The organism is Sneathiella litorea, from assembly GCF_009882915.1.
Lineage (GTDB): Bacteria > Pseudomonadota > Alphaproteobacteria > Sneathiellales > Sneathiellaceae > Sneathiella > Sneathiella litorea.
Map to the genome: position 1 here is coordinate 17361 of NZ_WTUW01000001.1, position 14670 is coordinate 32030.

Consider the following 14670-nt stretch of genomic DNA (forward strand, 5'->3'; position numbering starts at 1 on the left):
GTTAAATCAGAATTGACCAACAGCAGGCCTTTGCCGTAATGGGATGGTTTGTTTAACAAAGAGATCCGCCATGACGTTAAAAAAATCTCCACTTGCGCCTGCGACTTTTCCTGATCTTCCAGAAATTGCAGGCGTCCGATTTGCTTGCGGCAATTCCGGGATGCGCTACAAAGGCCGTGATGATGTCATGTTGGCAGAGTTTGCACCTGGAACTACGGTTGCTGGTGTATTTACCAAAAACACAATGCCCGGCGCTCCGGTTGACTGGGACCGCAAAATCCTGTCCATCGGCATTGCGCGGGGACTCGTTGTCAATGCCGGGATAGCGAATGTTTTCACCGGTGCCGCCGGCTTGAAAACCGTGGAGGATACAGCCACCGCTGCAGCGCAATTGTTAAATGCGCCGCCGGAGCATATCTATATCGCCTCGACGGGTGTAATCGGCGAGCCCGTCCCAACTGAGAAAATTACCAACCTGCTTCCCCGCCTTGCAGAAGACCTTTCGATTGATGGCGGCAAATCGGCAGCTAATTGTATTCTAACCACCGATACTTTTGCCAAAGGTGCAGCCGCGACCGCAAAGATAGGTGAGAAAGAAGTCATGATTGCTGGATTCGCAAAGGGGTCCGGCATGATTGCTCCAGATATGGCAACGATGCTCGCTTTCCTCTATACGGACGCCGCTATTCCCGCCGACGTACTTCAGCAAATGCTGAGCGAAGCGAATGAGAAAAGCTTTAACTGCGTAACCGTTGATTCTGACACATCGACGAGTGATAGCGTTTTGCTGTTTGCAACTGGCCGTGCGGAGAATGGACCTCCTGTGGACGCATCTGGTGAGAGCCTTGCTAATTTCAAAAAAGCCTTACTTGAGGTCATGACCGATCTCGCACAGCAGGTTGCGAGGGATGGTGAAGGGGCCAGCAAATTTATTACGGTCAAGGTCACAGGTGCAGAGAGTGATTCCGCCGCGAAAACAATTGCGCTCGCTATTGCCAATTCCCCGCTTGTGAAAACCGCCATCGCCGGCGAAGACGCAAACTGGGGCCGGGTTATTATGGCTGTTGGGAAATCTGGTGAAAAAGCGAATCGCGATAAGATGAACCTCAAGATTGGCGGCGTTCTGATCGCCGAAAACGGCTCTCGCGCACCCTCATATCAGGAGACAGCGGTTACGCCGCACATGAAGGGGCAGGAAATCGAGCTAGAGGTTGATGTTGCAGTCGGTAATGGAAGCGCCTTCGCCTGGACCTGTGACCTTACCCATGGATATATTGAGATCAATGCCGATTACCGAAGTTAAAAACGAGATGTCATTACGAACTACAGTGCTTGTCGCAGCCGTTGCCCTTGTCGATGACGAGAACCGGGTCCTGATCGCCCAACGACCTGAGGGCAAGAGCATGGCCGGCCTCTGGGAATTTCCGGGCGGCAAGATCGAAGCCGGAGAAACGCCGGAGACAGCACTTATCCGTGAGTTAAAGGAAGAGCTTGCTATCGATGTAACCGAAGCCTGCCTCGCGCCGTTTACGTTCGCCAGCCATATCTACGAAAAGTTTCATCTGCTGATGCCGCTGTATGTTTGTCGTCGCTGGAAAGGAATACCTCGCCCCGTGGAGGGCCAGACACTCAAATGGGTGCGCGCCAACCGGCTCGTAGATTTTGAAATGCCACCTGCAGATATTCCCTTGGTCGCCATGCTTCGTGATTTATTGTAATGATGGAAGATATGCCGCATAAATCAAAAAGGTCGGCATTTGGACTTTCTCCTCATCCAAAAGCCGACCTAAGCTACCCAATTCTCAATTAAATGAGCTAGAAATCAGGGCAGGCACCAAGCGCCATGATTTCTTCTAGGGTACATTAGAAATTACAAACGAAAACACTTGCCATGGCAACTGTTTTTATTGCTACTAGTGGTCACATTAATCCTTAGCAGCTTTCAATTGTTGTGCGGTTACCTCAATGAGAGCGCGGGTTTCTTCATACATATTGAGGGACTGGTCAAGATAATACTGGGTCGGCTTTACCAAAGTACGTCGCAGGTCTTCTGGATCCCTCTCCAGCTTAACAAGCTTATCCTTGGCCATGTTCCGAAGGGTTTTTTGCAGGCTCGACCTGCCAAGGCCTGTAAGAGACGCCAGTGTTTCCAGATCAATCTCCCGCTGACTCATGCGACGATAACTAAGCGCTAACCCCACAAGGTAGCGATTTTTAGTCTGACTAGGATCCCGCCTTCCTCGAATAACGCGAACTTCAGTCCAGAAGTGATTAATAATCCTGTACTCTTGCGCGTTCATATCACGCCCGTTCAGGATTTCTTCAATTTTACGCATTTTACATAATACTCGCGATCAAGCGTTGAATTGACGATAGGGGTACTATCGGCTGAAATGCATGCAGCCCGCAACCATTTAACGAAGAAATATTTTTACTTTCACGTAAGCGCGAAAGAATACTATTTTTCCAGATAGTCTCGCAGATTTACTTTACCGCTGCCTCGGGCAATCGGCTTTTGCTGGCTTTCATGGGGCGCCCATCCCGACATATAGATAACCTGGAAAGTCGCGGGGACACGACCATCCGCGTCAGCATAATTCTCTATATAAAGCTCTGCTGCGCGTAGCAGAATACGGCGTTGCGTAAAATGTTTCTGCCGCTCGATGAGTGCATTTGTTTCCCCCATCCCCCGCAACTCCTGCATTAGGGCAAATGGATGTTCATATTTTAGGGTGATGACGTCTACATCGGTGACCGGAAGCGCCAACCCAGCGCGCTGGAGCAATGCACCGGCATCGCGAACCTCGGTAAAAGGAGAAATGCGCGGGCTAACCCCACCTTTTATTTCCGATTCCGCCTCGATCAGGCACGCTTTCAACTCCTGAAGACTATCAATGCCAAAAAGCGCCCCCAAAAACAGTCCATTTGGTTTGAGCGATTTTGCAATCTGAGAAAGCGCGCCGGGAAGATCATTTGTCCAATGAAGGCCGAGAACGCTGCCGACCAGATCAAAAGAATTTTCCTTAAACGGAAGAAATTCCTCATCGGCCACAACGGATGGTTCTGTTGCCTTATCCAGCATTTCCGCAGAAAGGTCCGTTCTGATTACACGGTCAACCTTCTTCATGGCTAATAGCTTTTCACCAAACATGCCATCCCGGCCACCCAGATCCAGTGCAAGACTGAAAGAATGATTGATATCAAGAAGCCGTTCGGCCAGCCGCCCCGCGATTTCATCAAAAAGAAATCGATGCCGCGGCCAATCAAGCCTAGCGGCCCGATTTCGGTGATTGGCAACAAGCTTTCGGTCAAAAATTACCTGTTCTGGAGGAAGTAACGACGTTATTTTTCTCATTCGGCTTTTATGGCATCTTCATGGGATGGAAACAATTACCCAGACTAACATTAACACTTAATGTTCTTTTTAATGATTTGGATTCGATTGTCTTTTCCGTATATTCTCCCCTAAATGAGCATATCCGACACGACCAGATTGTTAGCGCAGATACAAAAAACGGCCCTGGACGCGATCTTTCCACCGGGTTGCGTCAATTGCGCTGAACCAATTGATACCCCTGGCAATCTCTGTGCTCAATGCTGGCCCGAGATGACTTATATTTCGGCACCGTTTTGCGAAATGTGCGGTTTTCCATTTGAGTATGATGCTGGCGATGGATTGATTTGTGCAGCCTGCCTGAAACGCCCCCCCGTCTTTTCAAGAGCACGTGCCGTTCTTAAATATGACGAGTCGAGCCGCAATATGATTCTCGGATATAAACATTCGGATCAGACCAATCGGGCGCCGACCTTTGCAAACTGGATGCACCGTGCGGGTGTGGATCTGATCGGTGATTGTGACTTTATCTGCCCCGTTCCGCTACATCACAGAAGATTGATCAAACGACGCTTCAATCAGTCCGCTCTCCTTGCTAAGGAGGTTGCGAGACTTGCGCGTAAACCAGCAGTGCACGATCTTGTCATAAGGACACGCCCAACACGAACACAAGGAGGGTTAAGCGCGAAAGCCCGCCATCGGAATGTGCAGGGAGTTTTCAAGGTTAATCCAGCACGAGAAGCCTTGTTGGAAGGGGCAAGAATATTGCTGATTGACGATGTTCTGACAACTGGCGCAACTGTTAATGCCTGCAGTAAAAGCCTGCTGAAGGGAGGAGCTTTAAAAGTTGATGTCCTCACCTTTAGTCGGGTTGTTCGAGCAACAAACACCGCTATATAATACTGTCAGGCCAGTACCAGATAATTGACGTAAAGAAGTAAGCCATGAAAAATGTAGAAATTTATACAACAATGTTTTGCCCCTTCTGCTCCCGCGCTAAAAAGCTGCTCAAGAGCAAAGGTGTAAACTACAAGGAAATAGATGTTACTGTGGCAGGCGACCTGCGTCAGGAAATGACGCGGCGCGCCGATGGTGCACATACCGTTCCTCAAATTTTCATTGATGGCGACCATATCGGTGATAGTGATTATATCCACATGCTGGACGCGAATGGGAAACTTGATCAGATTCTTGGGATTCGCTGATCCTGGAAGGAGAATAGAATGTCATCTTTTACGGCGGCTTGCGTACAATTAACGAGCACGGGCAACGTTCAGGAAAACCTAAGTACCGCGACGTCGTTGATTCGGGAAGCGGCAAAGGCCGGAGCCGATTTCATTGCGACACCTGAGGTGACCAACATGCTGGAACCTAACAAGGTGGAAGCACGCGCCAAGGCGCAGTTACAGGAGGAGGACATTACCCTCAAAGCTTTCCGTTCCCTCGCCGAGGAAACGGGAAAGTGGATTCTGGCTGGCTCGCTTGTGATCAAGAAACCAGATGATGATCGACTGGCCAATCGTTCATTTCTGATCCGTCCAGACGGACAAATTGGCGCTCAGTATGATAAGATCCACATGTTCGACGTCGAACTGGATAATGGCGAAGCTCACAAGGAAAGCCGTGCCTATGCGCCTGGCGACGCGGCACATCTGGTTGAAACCTCCTGGGGAACGGTTGGAATGTCGGTGTGCTATGATGTTCGTTTTGCCCATCTATACCAGAAGCTTGCGCTTGCCGGTGCCGGCGTTTTTACAGTACCTGCGGCCTTTACGGCAACAACGGGTCAGGCCCACTGGCATATACTGCTCCGCGCCCGGGCGATTGAGAATGGCGCTTTTGTTATCGCCCCGGCCCAATGCGGCCAGCACACAGAGAAAAGACGCACCTATGGTCATTCGCTAATCATTGATCCATGGGGTAAAATTCTGGCGGAGGCAGGGGAAGAGCCGGGTTTCATCACTGCAAAGATTGACATGGCGGATATTGCCAGGCGGCGCCAGCAGATTCCCAACCTGAAAAATATCAGGGACTTTACCGTTCAGGCGCCGGAATCCGTGGCGAATGCAGCAGAATAGTTCTTCTAAAGCGGCTTTCTTGCGGCAATAGATTGACGGCTGGCGAGTGTCGGAATTTCGATATCCCCTTCAAAAAAATCTATCACGTCAAGCTCGCCACCAAAACTGTCGATAAGCTCTTCTGGTGCGAGTAGAAAATCCGGGTTTTTCGGGCGGCCATACTTCTCGTTGCCTTGCGCGAATGTGTCGTACAGCAGGATGCCTCCTGGAGCCAACGATGTGACAATGTCCGCAAACAACGGTCGCCAGAGATAATTGACTACAAGGATGCCGGAGAACGCTCCCACGGGGAAAGGCCAGCCTCCCTTCTCCAGGTCCGCCTGAACTATGGAAAGCCCTGCCCGCCCCTGATAGGCCGCGATAAGAGATGTATCTATATCCACTGCCGTTACATTGTGCCCGAGATCAAGCAGGTATAGGCTATGTCGACCACCACCGCAGGCTATATCCAGAACCGATTTATCATCTGGAATCTGCGGTGCATATTTTTCGATCCACGGTGATATGGGGCGCATGAAACTCCCTTTTCAAACTAACGAGGGCTTGTGTTTAACAGGAAAAAGATTATTTCTTAGGATGATAGAACTTTTGTAAACATAATAAACTCTGCAAATGATTAAATACGGTCTTAAATGCGAAAATGCCCATGTGTTTGAAGCATGGTTCAAAAACAGCGCCACTTATGATGAGCAGGCTAGCGTTGGCGATGTCGTATGCGTTGTTTGCGGATCAACAAGTGTCGAAAAGGCCCCGATGGCGCCTGCGGTTCCGCGCAAAGGTAGGAATACTGCGCCTCGCCGCGATGAAATAGCCAATAAAGAGGCCGAAAATGCGGCCGCGGCTATGATTGCGCTTCGTGAGATTCGTAAAACCGTGGAAGAAAATTGTGATTATGTCGGCCCCCGGTTTGCGGAAGAAGCCCGCAAAATACATTATGGCGAAATCGAGCGTCGCGGCATTTACGGGGAAGCAACTCCTGAGGAAAGTAATGAACTTCGAGAAGAAGGCGTTGATATTGCCGAAGTTCCCTGGTTACCCACAACAGACGCCTAAAGCCCGCAACATATCAAAAAGAAAAAGGCCCGGGAATCCCGGGCCTTCTTAATCTATTTTGAATAGCTCTATAAACCGCTATTCCGTTTTAGCTTTTTCATCGTCGGCATTTTCTTTATTTGCGTCTTCTGCCTTCTCATCTTCAGCAGGCGTCATCAGGACGATAGAGGCATCAGCCTTCAATTCTTCAAGCAACGTGTCAATAACTGAACTGCTGACCTGAGCGCGCAGTTCCGCCTCTTTTTCCTCAAAGGATGGCGCTTCTGTGTTGCGCTTATCTTCAGCCTTGATGACATGGTAGCCGAACTGTGTTTTCACAGGAGTCTTGCTATAATCGCCGACATTCATGTCGAAGGCTGCCGTAGAAAATTCCGGGACCATGCTTCCTTTTGTAAAATAGCCGAGATCACCTCCATTAGGGCCGGATGGACCAGTAGAGTATTCCTTCGCAAGCTCCTCGAAATCACCGCCGTCGTCTAGCAATTTAATAACATCATTTGCTTCCTGTTCAGTCTTGAGCAAAATATGCCGTGCGTGGAGCTCTTCTTCAGGTTTAAAGTCGGCGACACTCTTCTCATACTCTTCTTTCAGAAGTTCTTCTGTCACCAACTCATCCATCTTGGTCTTGATATAGAATTCCTGCATTAACTGCGTGCGAACCGTATTCAAACGATCCTGAAATTCTTTACGATCTGCCATATTTTCTGTTTGAGCGGCCTGGGAAATAACTTCCATGCTGATAAGCTGCTGCAAAAGCTGGTCTTTGATGAACTCAAATGGCGCCTGACGATACTGCGGGGGCAACGATGCATAAAGTGTCTGGATATCTGAGTCGGTGATTTCTTTTCCATTCACTGTCGCAAGAACTTCGCCTTCCACAACTGCGGTACTTTCTCCGGTTTCCTTCACTACATCCTCGGAAACGACCGAATTCATATCTGTCAAGGATCCGTCCTGCGTCCCCACATAGTAGCCGATGGCAAGACAGAGCGCACCAACCAGAGCCAGTGAAAAATAATGTAGTGATTTCATAATATTAGAGTCCCAATCCGTATATGCGTAGTTGAAAAAGCCAACCCGGCCTTCCCGCGCGTCAAGAGTTCAAGCGAATATAGTAATATTTCACACCAGAACAACCTTTCATCCTTCCAGTAGTCTTTTTTCCATATTTTTGACATAAAATTCGCCCGTTTTTGCTTCTCCCGTGCCGGATAGATTGACATGACTGCGCTAGCCGCTTATCTGTCACCATAGTCCTAGAAATAGTTTTTCCCTCAATGAAGAAGCTATTATTGGATTATTCCTGCGCGAAATTGCGTATCTAGAAAAAGCAACCCATGACTGGAGTTTAGTCAGATATGTTCGGTTCTATTGCCAAAAAGTTTTTCGGATCACCGAATGACAGGGCTCTTAAGGTCGTTCGAACCAAAGTTGACGAAATCAACGCGTTTGAAGACAAGATCAAGCCATTGAGCGACGCCGAACTGATGGCGAAGACGCAGGAATTCAGAGAACGCCTAGCGGCAGGTACCAAGTTAGATGATCTCTTGCCTGAAGCTTTCGCTTGTGTCCGGGAGGCCGCGTGGCGCGCCCTCGGTGAGCGGCATTATGATGTTCAGCTTCTTGGCGGCATTGTCCTTCATCAGGGCAAGATCACGGAAATGAAAACCGGTGAAGGAAAAACACTAGTCTCTACCCTGCCCGCTTATCTTAATGCGTTGCCCGGCAAGGGCGTGCATGTGGTCACGGTAAATGACTATCTCGCGAGTCGTGACTCCGAATGGATGGGACAGGTCTTTGCCAAACTCGGCCTTTCCGTGGGCTGTATCGTTCACGGTATCGATGACGAAGGGCGACGCGCCGCTTACGCAGCAGACATTACCTATGGAACGAACAACGAATTCGGGTTCGATTACCTCCGCGATAACATGAAATTCGAAAAATCCGCAATTGTTCAGCGCGGATTTAATTATGCGATTGTCGACGAAGTTGACAGTATCCTGATTGATGAGGCTCGTACGCCTCTTATTATTTCCGGACCTGCAGAAGATTCATCTGAACTCTACCTGGCTATAGATGCGCTTATCCCAAATCTGAAAGATGACGACTTCGAGGTGGATGAAAAAACCAAGACAGTCGGCTTTTCCGAAGACGGTACGGAAAATATTGAGAAAGTGCTGGAAGAGGCCGGACTCCTCAAAGGCGATAACCTATATGACGTCGAGAATGTCACGATTGTTCACCACCTGAATCAGGCTCTCCGCGCGCATAAGCTGTTCGAAAAGGACAAGGATTATATCGTCAAGGATGACAAGGTCATTATCATTGACGAATTTACCGGGCGAATGATGGAAGGCCGTCGTTTCTCGGAAGGGCTGCATCAGGCCCTGGAAGCCAGAGAGAAGGTAACAATTCAGCCGGAGAACCAAACTCTGGCATCGATTACCTTCCAGAATTACTTCCGTCTCTACAACAAGCTCTCCGGTATGACGGGAACAGCTGCGACAGAAGCAGATGAATTTCAGGAAATCTACGGTCTTGAGGTTATCGAAATCCCAACCAACGTTCCTGTGTCCCGTATTGATGCGGATGATGAAGTTTACCGTACGGTCGAGGAAAAATACGATGCTATCGTTACGACGATTGAAGAGTGTGTAAGTCGGGGCCAACCGGTTCTAGTGGGCACCGTCTCCATCGAGAAGTCTGAGATGCTTTCAGATCTTCTCAATAAAAAGAAAATTCCTCATAAGGTCCTGAACGCCCGCTATCATGAGCAGGAAGCTGAAATCATCAGTCAGGCAGGGCGTATCGGTGCCGTCACCATTGCAACCAACATGGCCGGGCGTGGAACAGACATCAAACTTGGCGGCAATGAAGAAATGATGATTGCGGCCAAAACCGTTGATGTCGTTGATGAAGCAGAAATCGCCAATATCACAGCTCAATTGAAGGCGGAGATACAAGAGCAACGCAATCAGGTTCTCGACGCAGGTGGTCTTTTCGTCATCGGAACGGAACGGCACGAATCCCGTCGTATTGATAACCAGCTTCGGGGCCGGGCCGGCCGGCAGGGTGATCCGGGCACATCACGATTCTTCCTCTCTTTGCAGGACGATCTGATGCGTATTTTCGGCTCTGAGCGTATGGATGGCATGTTGCGCAAGCTGGGGCTTGAAGATGGCGAGGCTATTATGCATCCCTGGATTAACAAGGCCCTGGAGAAAGCCCAGCAGAAGGTCGAAGCCCGAAACTACGAGATACGCAAGAATCTTTTGAAATTTGATGATGTGATGAATGACCAGCGCAAGGTTATTTATGAACAGCGCATTGAATTGATGGATACGCAGGATGTCTCGGAGACTGTCTCCACCATGCAGGAAGAGGTGATTGATACCCTCGTTGATACGCATATCCCGCCAAAAGCATATCCGGAACAATGGGATGTGGAAGGACTTAAGCTTGCCAGCCAACAAACGCTTGCTCTGGACCTGCCCATAGATGAATGGGCTGCGGAAGAGGGAATCGCCGATGAGGAAATTCGCGACCGCCTGAAAGATGCGGCAAAGCGCAAAATGGCAGAAAAAGCCGTCCGTTACGGCCCGGAAGTCATGCGTATGGTCGAGAAGAGTGTCTTATTGCAAATCCTCGACCAGGCATGGAAAGATCATCTTCTTCAGCTTGACCAGCTTCGTCAGGGCGTTTCTCTTCGGGCCTATGCCCAGAAAGATCCGCTTAACGAGTACAAGAGCGAAGCGTTCAACATGTTCGAGCTTATGCTGAACCAGCTGCGTGAAACTGTTACGACCTATCTCTCTCATGTCGAACTTCAAAACCCGGCCGAGCAACTGCGGCGGCCGGAACCGGATGAGCAGGAAATGACCGAGACCCATATTGACCCTGTAACTGGTGAGAATGAGTTTGAGGCGGCGAAGCTGGACCCGGAAGGAAATAACATGGAAAACTGGGGCAAAGTTCGACGTAATGCCCCCTGTCCATGTGGATCCGGCAAGAAATTCAAGCAATGTCACGGGCGCGTTTAAAACGCCGGCCGAAAAATATATTTCAGAGTTAATCATGATTGCTTTCCTAAAATCCCTGCTTTCGAACGAGTGCACTGACGAGCCGGCAACGCAGGATCAGGCGCATATCGCGACAGCTGCGTTGTTGATCGAAGCGGCATTGTCAGATGACGATTACCAGGATGTGGAACGCGAAGCGATTGTCGACGTGCTGGTCCGTCACTACAGCATCTCGAAAGATGATGCACGGGAACTGGTTCAGGAGGCGGAAAAAGCACAGGCGGAAACAGAACAACTCTTCTATTTTACCCGGACCGTCAAGGACAGCTTTCCGGTTGAAACGCGCGTACAGATGATTGAGATGCTTTGGGAAATAGCCTATGCCGATGGCGTCTTGAGCAAATTCGAAGCTAATCTGGTCCGCCGAGTGGCGGGCCTTATTTATGTTAATGATCGCGATCGCGGTGATGCCCGTAAAAGAGTAATGGCCCGACTCGGTATTAATGAAGGCTGATTTTTTGCGGTCCATTAATTTTAAGGTTGTTTTTCCTTGTTATTAGCGATAATCCGTAAAGTAGGACGATTGATATCGTATTGTTGTTGCTTTGACGAACTGGCTGGAGACGAAACATGACCTACGTTGTTACCGAAAATTGCATCCGTTGCAAATTCATGGACTGCGTGGAGGTCTGTCCGGTCGACTGCTTTTATGAAGGCGAAAACATGCTGGTGATACATCCTGATGAATGTATTGATTGCGGTGTGTGCGAGCCTGAATGCCCTGCTGAAGCCATCCTTCCCGATACGGAAGAAGCCGCTGAAAAATTTTTGGAGCTTAACCGGGAATATTCGGAAACATGGCCGAATATTACCCAAAAAGGTGAGGCTCCGGCCGACTCCGAAGAATGGGATGGCAAACCTAACAAATACCCTGAGGAATTTAGTCCGAAGCCTGGGGGCCAGGTGTAAGGGCGCGTTCGCTGCCATCTTGACAATCGCAAGACCTTCACGATTTATACAACAATATTAGCATTTCACCCAAATTTGTGCTATGATGCCTATCATACGTTAGGTTTGTTATAGCAGTGGTTATGTGTGAATGGCGGTTATCTCTATTTGCACTCAATGTGACGTGGCCTATTTTTGACGTTTAAATTGAGTTTCTGCAGCGCTTTATATGTAGCTGTTTTTTTTTGCAGTAATGCAAAAATTTGCGAATTCCCGCGGTTGATGAGAAGGACTTAAATGACTAAAGAAATGGATTTTGCACCGCTCGATCATGTGGTTTATCCGACCCACGGCGTTGGACAGGTTATCAGTATCGAGGAGCAGGAAATTTCTGGAATGGCGCTGACGCTCTATGTCGTCGATTTCGCCCATGAAAAAATGACGCTCCGCGTTCCGGTAAAACAAGCCAAGAATGTTGGGATGCGCCCCTTGTCAACGCCAAAGAAGATGAAGAGTGCATTGGATACACTTAAGGGCCGTGCGCGCATAAAACGCACAATGTGGAGCCGCCGCGCTCAGGAATATGAAGCGAAAATCAACTCCGGCGACCCTGTACAAATTGCCGAGGTTGTTCGGGATCTACATCGTAATGATGATCAACCTGATCAGTCTTATAGCGAACGCCAGATTTATGAAGCTGCCCTTGTGCGGCTTTCGCGTGAACTTGCCGTGGTTGAGCAAATTGAAGCTGATGCTGCTACTGAGAAAGTACAGAAGGTGTTAAAAGCCGCCTGAACTTCGGTAACTTAAAAGCCAAACCAAGCCCGGAAGTATTTCCGGGCTTTTTTTGTATAAATTTAACGCAAATTTCTTTGTGGGACTTGCCAAGCCTCACCAGAGGTTTCATTGTGAGCAACTATGAAGCCTAATAAATATAAAGAAAAATTCGGGTGTTTAACCGCAACTAGACGGGTATGGGCTGTTGCGTCAATCCACGGGGAGGCGGATGCCCTCATGGCCCTGCATGACAAGATTTCCGGGCGTTGGGAGCATGGTGACAGGATTGTATACCTTGGAAACTATCTCGGGCGCGGTTCGAAAATAAAGGAGGTTCTCGATGAACTTTTGTCCTTTCGAATCAATCGGCTTTGTCTTCCCGGAATGATCCCGGAAGATATTGTCTATCTTCGCGGCGCGCAGGAAGAAATCTGGCGCAGCCTCCTGCAGCTTCAGCTTGCCCCGCAACCGGCTGATGTCCTCGACTGGATGGTGGCCAATGACGTCGGCCATTCACTGGCAGCTTATGGTGAATCCCCGGACGAAGTTCGAAAGTATATTCGCGAAGGTATCCTCGCCATGGCTAAGTGGACCAACCGTCTCCGCGAGAAAATTCGCTCATATCCTGGGCACAACGATATCTTTATTGCTCTCCGTCGCGCAGCGTATACAGAAAATGGCGAGTTACTCTTTGTGCATGCCGGATTGGATCCTGCCCTCCCCGTGATTGAGCAGAATGACAGCTTCTGGTGGGGGAATAACAAGTTCGATGACATCAAAGCCCCATACTACGGTTTTCAGCGTGTCATTCGCGGTTTTGAGAAACGCCATGAGGGCGTCACAGAGACCCCCTACACTGTCACCCTGGATGGCGGAAGTGGCTTCGGCGGCACATTGGAGACCGCTTGTTTTAATCTCGACGGAAAAATTGTCGACCAGGTCAGTATAACGACTTAACCAAGCGCCCTCTTAATTTCCTTCCTGTAAGTTTTTATATGATTGACCAACGGACGGCACACCATTTTCAAATGATGGGTTAAGAAGAACGAAAAGCGCTTTTTTGTCTTTCGTAACATCCGCCATATTGGCAAGAATTGAGCTAAACTCACTATTCCCCGAAACCATCTCAATTTTAACCTGAATTGGTTTAATTGCCGCGGCCTCAGCCGCATCCATAGGGCGAAAGCTGCTAAAGCTCTCGGTGAAACGGGTCTGTAATGCGCTATCTGAATTAGTCGTCTGATAAGCAAAGCGGGCCACCCGGTTGCCGCCAAAGTCAATCACAGCCGCGGTCAGGAAAACTTTCTGTCCGTTTCGGTCAAGCACAGTCCGTGTTACCGCGGCCGGCGCGTCCCCCACTTCTGTTATGGAGACGGACGGCACCTCTATCTTGGCGAGCCATACACGACTTAGATAGTCCGCCATGGATTGTCCGGAATTACTTTTCATTCCAAGGTCAAAGACCATCTGGCTTCCCTTGCCATCAACCGCATAGACAGCACGTGCAGAATTAATGAGTTGAAACTCTTTCGGAGCCGAAAACTTGAACCGCAATTCTGGATGAAGGAATTCACGCCCCTTGATGATTCCTTCTTTCGGGTCGTCGCCGTAAAGCATGCCGTCAATCGCACCGAGATAGCGACTTCGACCATATTCCCGATCAAGATCATCGGCGTTCGCGTTTGCCGTTGCCGCAGCGCGCCCTATCCGATCTTCTGTTTGGGGGTGGGACGCGAAAAAATCAAAACTGCCGCCGCCAGAGTTGCCGGTCAATGCCACCATATATTTGGTCTGGGCCTCCATCCGCTCCAGGAAACCCGCCATCGCGTCACGCGGATATCCGGCAAGGCCCAGATATTTTACGCCGAGCTGATCTGCCTCATATTCCTGATCGCGGGAATAATCCGCAACATAGAGCCCTCCGAGCTGCTGTCCTAATTGTTGAACTGCTGAGCTACCTGTAAGAACACCCGCAATGACACCAAGCAGGCCAATTCCGGTCGCCCGGGACTGACGGGCTGCCCCATGTCGAGCAGTGACATGGCCGATTTCATGCGCGAGCACACCCGCAACTTCAGCCTCATTATTGGCAAGAGTCAGCAGCCCGCGGGTGATATAGACGTAACCTCCCGGCAGGGCAAATGCGTTTACCACAGGTGAATTCAGGATCGTGAATCGCCATGGCAGATCGCTCATCTCGGAGACAAAGGCAAGTCGCAGTCCAATATCAAGGATATAATCATTCAGACCTTCCTTCATATACTCGCCGCCATATTGCGCAACGATCTGTGAATGCTGCTGGGCGCCAATTTCTCTTTCTTTGCTCGGCTCAAAAATAGAAAAGAAATTATCCATCAAATCCGCATGGGCAAATTTGCTAATTGGCAATACGCCGATCAAGATTACTGGAATGAGAAAAAGCTTCAACCGCATCTATTGTCCGTCCGAAATGTTGAACCGC

16 protein-coding genes are annotated in these 14670 nt (G+C 49.4%); 11 read left to right on the forward strand and 5 right to left on the reverse strand.

Translation table 11 applies throughout. The features are described 5' to 3' along the window. Positions 1-70 precede the first annotated feature (70 nt). Together argJ and mutT are read left to right on the forward strand one after the other, a co-directional pair. Positions 71-1303, forward strand: a complete 1233-nt coding sequence (gene argJ / locus GQE98_RS00065; protein ID WP_161313511.1) for a bifunctional glutamate N-acetyltransferase/amino-acid acetyltransferase ArgJ — start codon at positions 71-73, stop codon at positions 1301-1303. Beyond that, the gene (mutT, locus tag GQE98_RS00070) at positions 1284-1718 is read left to right on the forward strand and encodes an 8-oxo-dGTP diphosphatase MutT (RefSeq protein ID WP_214646478.1); all 435 of its coding nucleotides are present in this window, start codon (positions 1284-1286) and stop codon (positions 1716-1718) included. Before argJ ends, mutT begins: the two co-directional genes overlap by 20 nt. A gap of 207 nt (positions 1719-1925) precedes the next feature. Here the strand turns inward: mutT and GQE98_RS00075 are convergent, their stop codons facing one another. Then, positions 1926-2336: a MarR family transcriptional regulator gene (locus GQE98_RS00075; RefSeq protein ID WP_161313513.1), complete on the reverse strand. Its 411-nt coding sequence runs from the start codon at positions 2334-2336 to the stop codon at positions 1926-1928. A gap of 122 nt (positions 2337-2458) precedes the next feature. Further along, a complete protein-coding gene (locus GQE98_RS00080) occupies positions 2459-3355 on the reverse strand; it encodes a methyltransferase domain-containing protein (protein ID WP_161313514.1) in 897 nt (298 codons plus the stop codon). 114 nt (positions 3356-3469) lie between these two features. Here GQE98_RS00080 and GQE98_RS00085 point away from each other — a divergent pair, with 114 nt between their 5' ends. Genes GQE98_RS00085 through GQE98_RS00095 form a run of 3 tightly spaced genes read left to right on the forward strand, consistent with a single transcriptional unit; the run spans position 3470 to position 5412 of the window. Continuing rightward, positions 3470-4234 (forward strand): ComF family protein, encoded by a 765-nt coding sequence (locus tag GQE98_RS00085; protein WP_161313515.1) that lies wholly within the window; start codon positions 3470-3472, stop codon positions 4232-4234. 44 nt (positions 4235-4278) lie between these two features. After that, positions 4279-4539, forward strand: a complete 261-nt coding sequence (gene grxC, locus GQE98_RS00090; RefSeq protein WP_161313516.1) for a glutaredoxin 3 — start codon at positions 4279-4281, stop codon at positions 4537-4539. Between the two features lie 18 nt (positions 4540-4557). Beyond that, entirely contained in the window at positions 4558-5412 is an 855-nt protein-coding gene (locus GQE98_RS00095; RefSeq protein ID WP_161313517.1) for a carbon-nitrogen hydrolase family protein, read from the forward strand. 5 nt (positions 5413-5417) lie between these two features. Here the strand turns inward: GQE98_RS00095 and GQE98_RS00100 are convergent, their stop codons facing one another. Beyond that, positions 5418-5927 carry a class I SAM-dependent methyltransferase gene (locus GQE98_RS00100; RefSeq protein ID WP_161313518.1) on the reverse strand — a complete coding sequence of 170 codons (510 nt, stop codon included), beginning with the start codon at positions 5925-5927 and terminating at the stop codon, positions 5418-5420. A gap of 97 nt (positions 5928-6024) precedes the next feature. Here GQE98_RS00100 and GQE98_RS00105 point away from each other — a divergent pair, with 97 nt between their 5' ends. Continuing rightward, on the forward strand, positions 6025-6465 hold the full coding sequence (locus tag GQE98_RS00105) for a DUF1178 family protein (RefSeq protein WP_161313519.1): 441 nt from the start codon (positions 6025-6027) through the stop codon (positions 6463-6465). A 78-nt stretch (positions 6466-6543) separates the two neighbouring features. Here the strand turns inward: GQE98_RS00105 and GQE98_RS18040 are convergent, their stop codons facing one another. Further along, positions 6544-7497 carry a peptidylprolyl isomerase gene (locus GQE98_RS18040; RefSeq protein WP_161313520.1) on the reverse strand — a complete coding sequence of 318 codons (954 nt, stop codon included), beginning with the start codon at positions 7495-7497 and terminating at the stop codon, positions 6544-6546. Between the two features lie 326 nt (positions 7498-7823). Between GQE98_RS18040 and secA the strand changes: the two genes are divergently transcribed. The 5 genes from secA to GQE98_RS00135 all read left to right on the forward strand — a co-directional run bounded on the left by secA (position 7824) and on the right by GQE98_RS00135 (position 13166). Beyond that, on the forward strand, positions 7824-10505 hold the full coding sequence (gene secA, locus GQE98_RS00115) for a preprotein translocase subunit SecA (protein WP_161313521.1): 2682 nt from the start codon (positions 7824-7826) through the stop codon (positions 10503-10505). Positions 10506-10539: 34 nt separating this feature from the next. After that, positions 10540-10998: a tellurite resistance TerB family protein gene (locus tag GQE98_RS00120; protein ID WP_161313522.1), complete on the forward strand. Its 459-nt coding sequence runs from the start codon at positions 10540-10542 to the stop codon at positions 10996-10998. Between the two features lie 116 nt (positions 10999-11114). Next, positions 11115-11453: a ferredoxin FdxA gene (gene fdxA / locus GQE98_RS00125; protein ID WP_161313523.1), complete on the forward strand. Its 339-nt coding sequence runs from the start codon at positions 11115-11117 to the stop codon at positions 11451-11453. A gap of 276 nt (positions 11454-11729) precedes the next feature. Then, positions 11730-12227, forward strand: coding sequence for a CarD family transcriptional regulator (locus GQE98_RS00130; protein WP_161313524.1), 498 nt, complete (start codon positions 11730-11732; stop codon positions 12225-12227). A 219-nt stretch (positions 12228-12446) separates the two neighbouring features. Beyond that, a complete protein-coding gene (locus tag GQE98_RS00135) occupies positions 12447-13166 on the forward strand; it encodes a hypothetical protein (RefSeq protein ID WP_202526005.1) in 720 nt (239 codons plus the stop codon). 12 nt (positions 13167-13178) lie between these two features. Here the strand turns inward: GQE98_RS00135 and GQE98_RS00140 are convergent, their stop codons facing one another. Next, positions 13179-14642, reverse strand: a complete 1464-nt coding sequence (locus tag GQE98_RS00140; RefSeq protein ID WP_161313526.1) for a M48 family metalloprotease — start codon at positions 14640-14642, stop codon at positions 13179-13181. Positions 14643-14670: the final 28 nt, after the last annotated feature.

What these genes read in the sequence shown, in the direction of transcription:
- argJ (WP_161313511.1), top strand. Translation starts at nt 71, where the DNA reads ATGACGTTAAAAAAATCTCCACTTGCGCCTGCGACTTTTCCTGATCTT.
- mutT (WP_214646478.1), top strand. Translation starts at nt 1,284, where the DNA reads ATGCCGATTACCGAAGTTAAAAACGAGATGTCATTACGAACTACAGTG.
- GQE98_RS00075 (WP_161313513.1), bottom strand. Translation starts at nt 2,336, where the DNA reads ATGCGTAAAATTGAAGAAATCCTGAACGGGCGTGATATGAACGCGCAA.
- GQE98_RS00080 (WP_161313514.1), bottom strand. Translation starts at nt 3,355, where the DNA reads ATGAGAAAAATAACGTCGTTACTTCCTCCAGAACAGGTAATTTTTGAC.
- GQE98_RS00085 (WP_161313515.1), top strand. Translation starts at nt 3,470, where the DNA reads ATGAGCATATCCGACACGACCAGATTGTTAGCGCAGATACAAAAAACG.
- grxC (WP_161313516.1), top strand. Translation starts at nt 4,279, where the DNA reads ATGAAAAATGTAGAAATTTATACAACAATGTTTTGCCCCTTCTGCTCC.
- GQE98_RS00095 (WP_161313517.1), top strand. Translation starts at nt 4,558, where the DNA reads ATGTCATCTTTTACGGCGGCTTGCGTACAATTAACGAGCACGGGCAAC.
- GQE98_RS00100 (WP_161313518.1), bottom strand. Translation starts at nt 5,927, where the DNA reads ATGCGCCCCATATCACCGTGGATCGAAAAATATGCACCGCAGATTCCA.
- GQE98_RS00105 (WP_161313519.1), top strand. Translation starts at nt 6,025, where the DNA reads ATGATTAAATACGGTCTTAAATGCGAAAATGCCCATGTGTTTGAAGCA.
- GQE98_RS18040 (WP_161313520.1), bottom strand. Translation starts at nt 7,497, where the DNA reads ATGAAATCACTACATTATTTTTCACTGGCTCTGGTTGGTGCGCTCTGT.
- secA (WP_161313521.1), top strand. Translation starts at nt 7,824, where the DNA reads ATGTTCGGTTCTATTGCCAAAAAGTTTTTCGGATCACCGAATGACAGG.
- GQE98_RS00120 (WP_161313522.1), top strand. Translation starts at nt 10,540, where the DNA reads ATGATTGCTTTCCTAAAATCCCTGCTTTCGAACGAGTGCACTGACGAG.
- fdxA (WP_161313523.1), top strand. Translation starts at nt 11,115, where the DNA reads ATGACCTACGTTGTTACCGAAAATTGCATCCGTTGCAAATTCATGGAC.
- GQE98_RS00130 (WP_161313524.1), top strand. Translation starts at nt 11,730, where the DNA reads ATGACTAAAGAAATGGATTTTGCACCGCTCGATCATGTGGTTTATCCG.
- GQE98_RS00135 (WP_202526005.1), top strand. Translation starts at nt 12,447, where the DNA reads ATGGCCCTGCATGACAAGATTTCCGGGCGTTGGGAGCATGGTGACAGG.
- GQE98_RS00140 (WP_161313526.1), bottom strand. Translation starts at nt 14,642, where the DNA reads ATGCGGTTGAAGCTTTTTCTCATTCCAGTAATCTTGATCGGCGTATTG.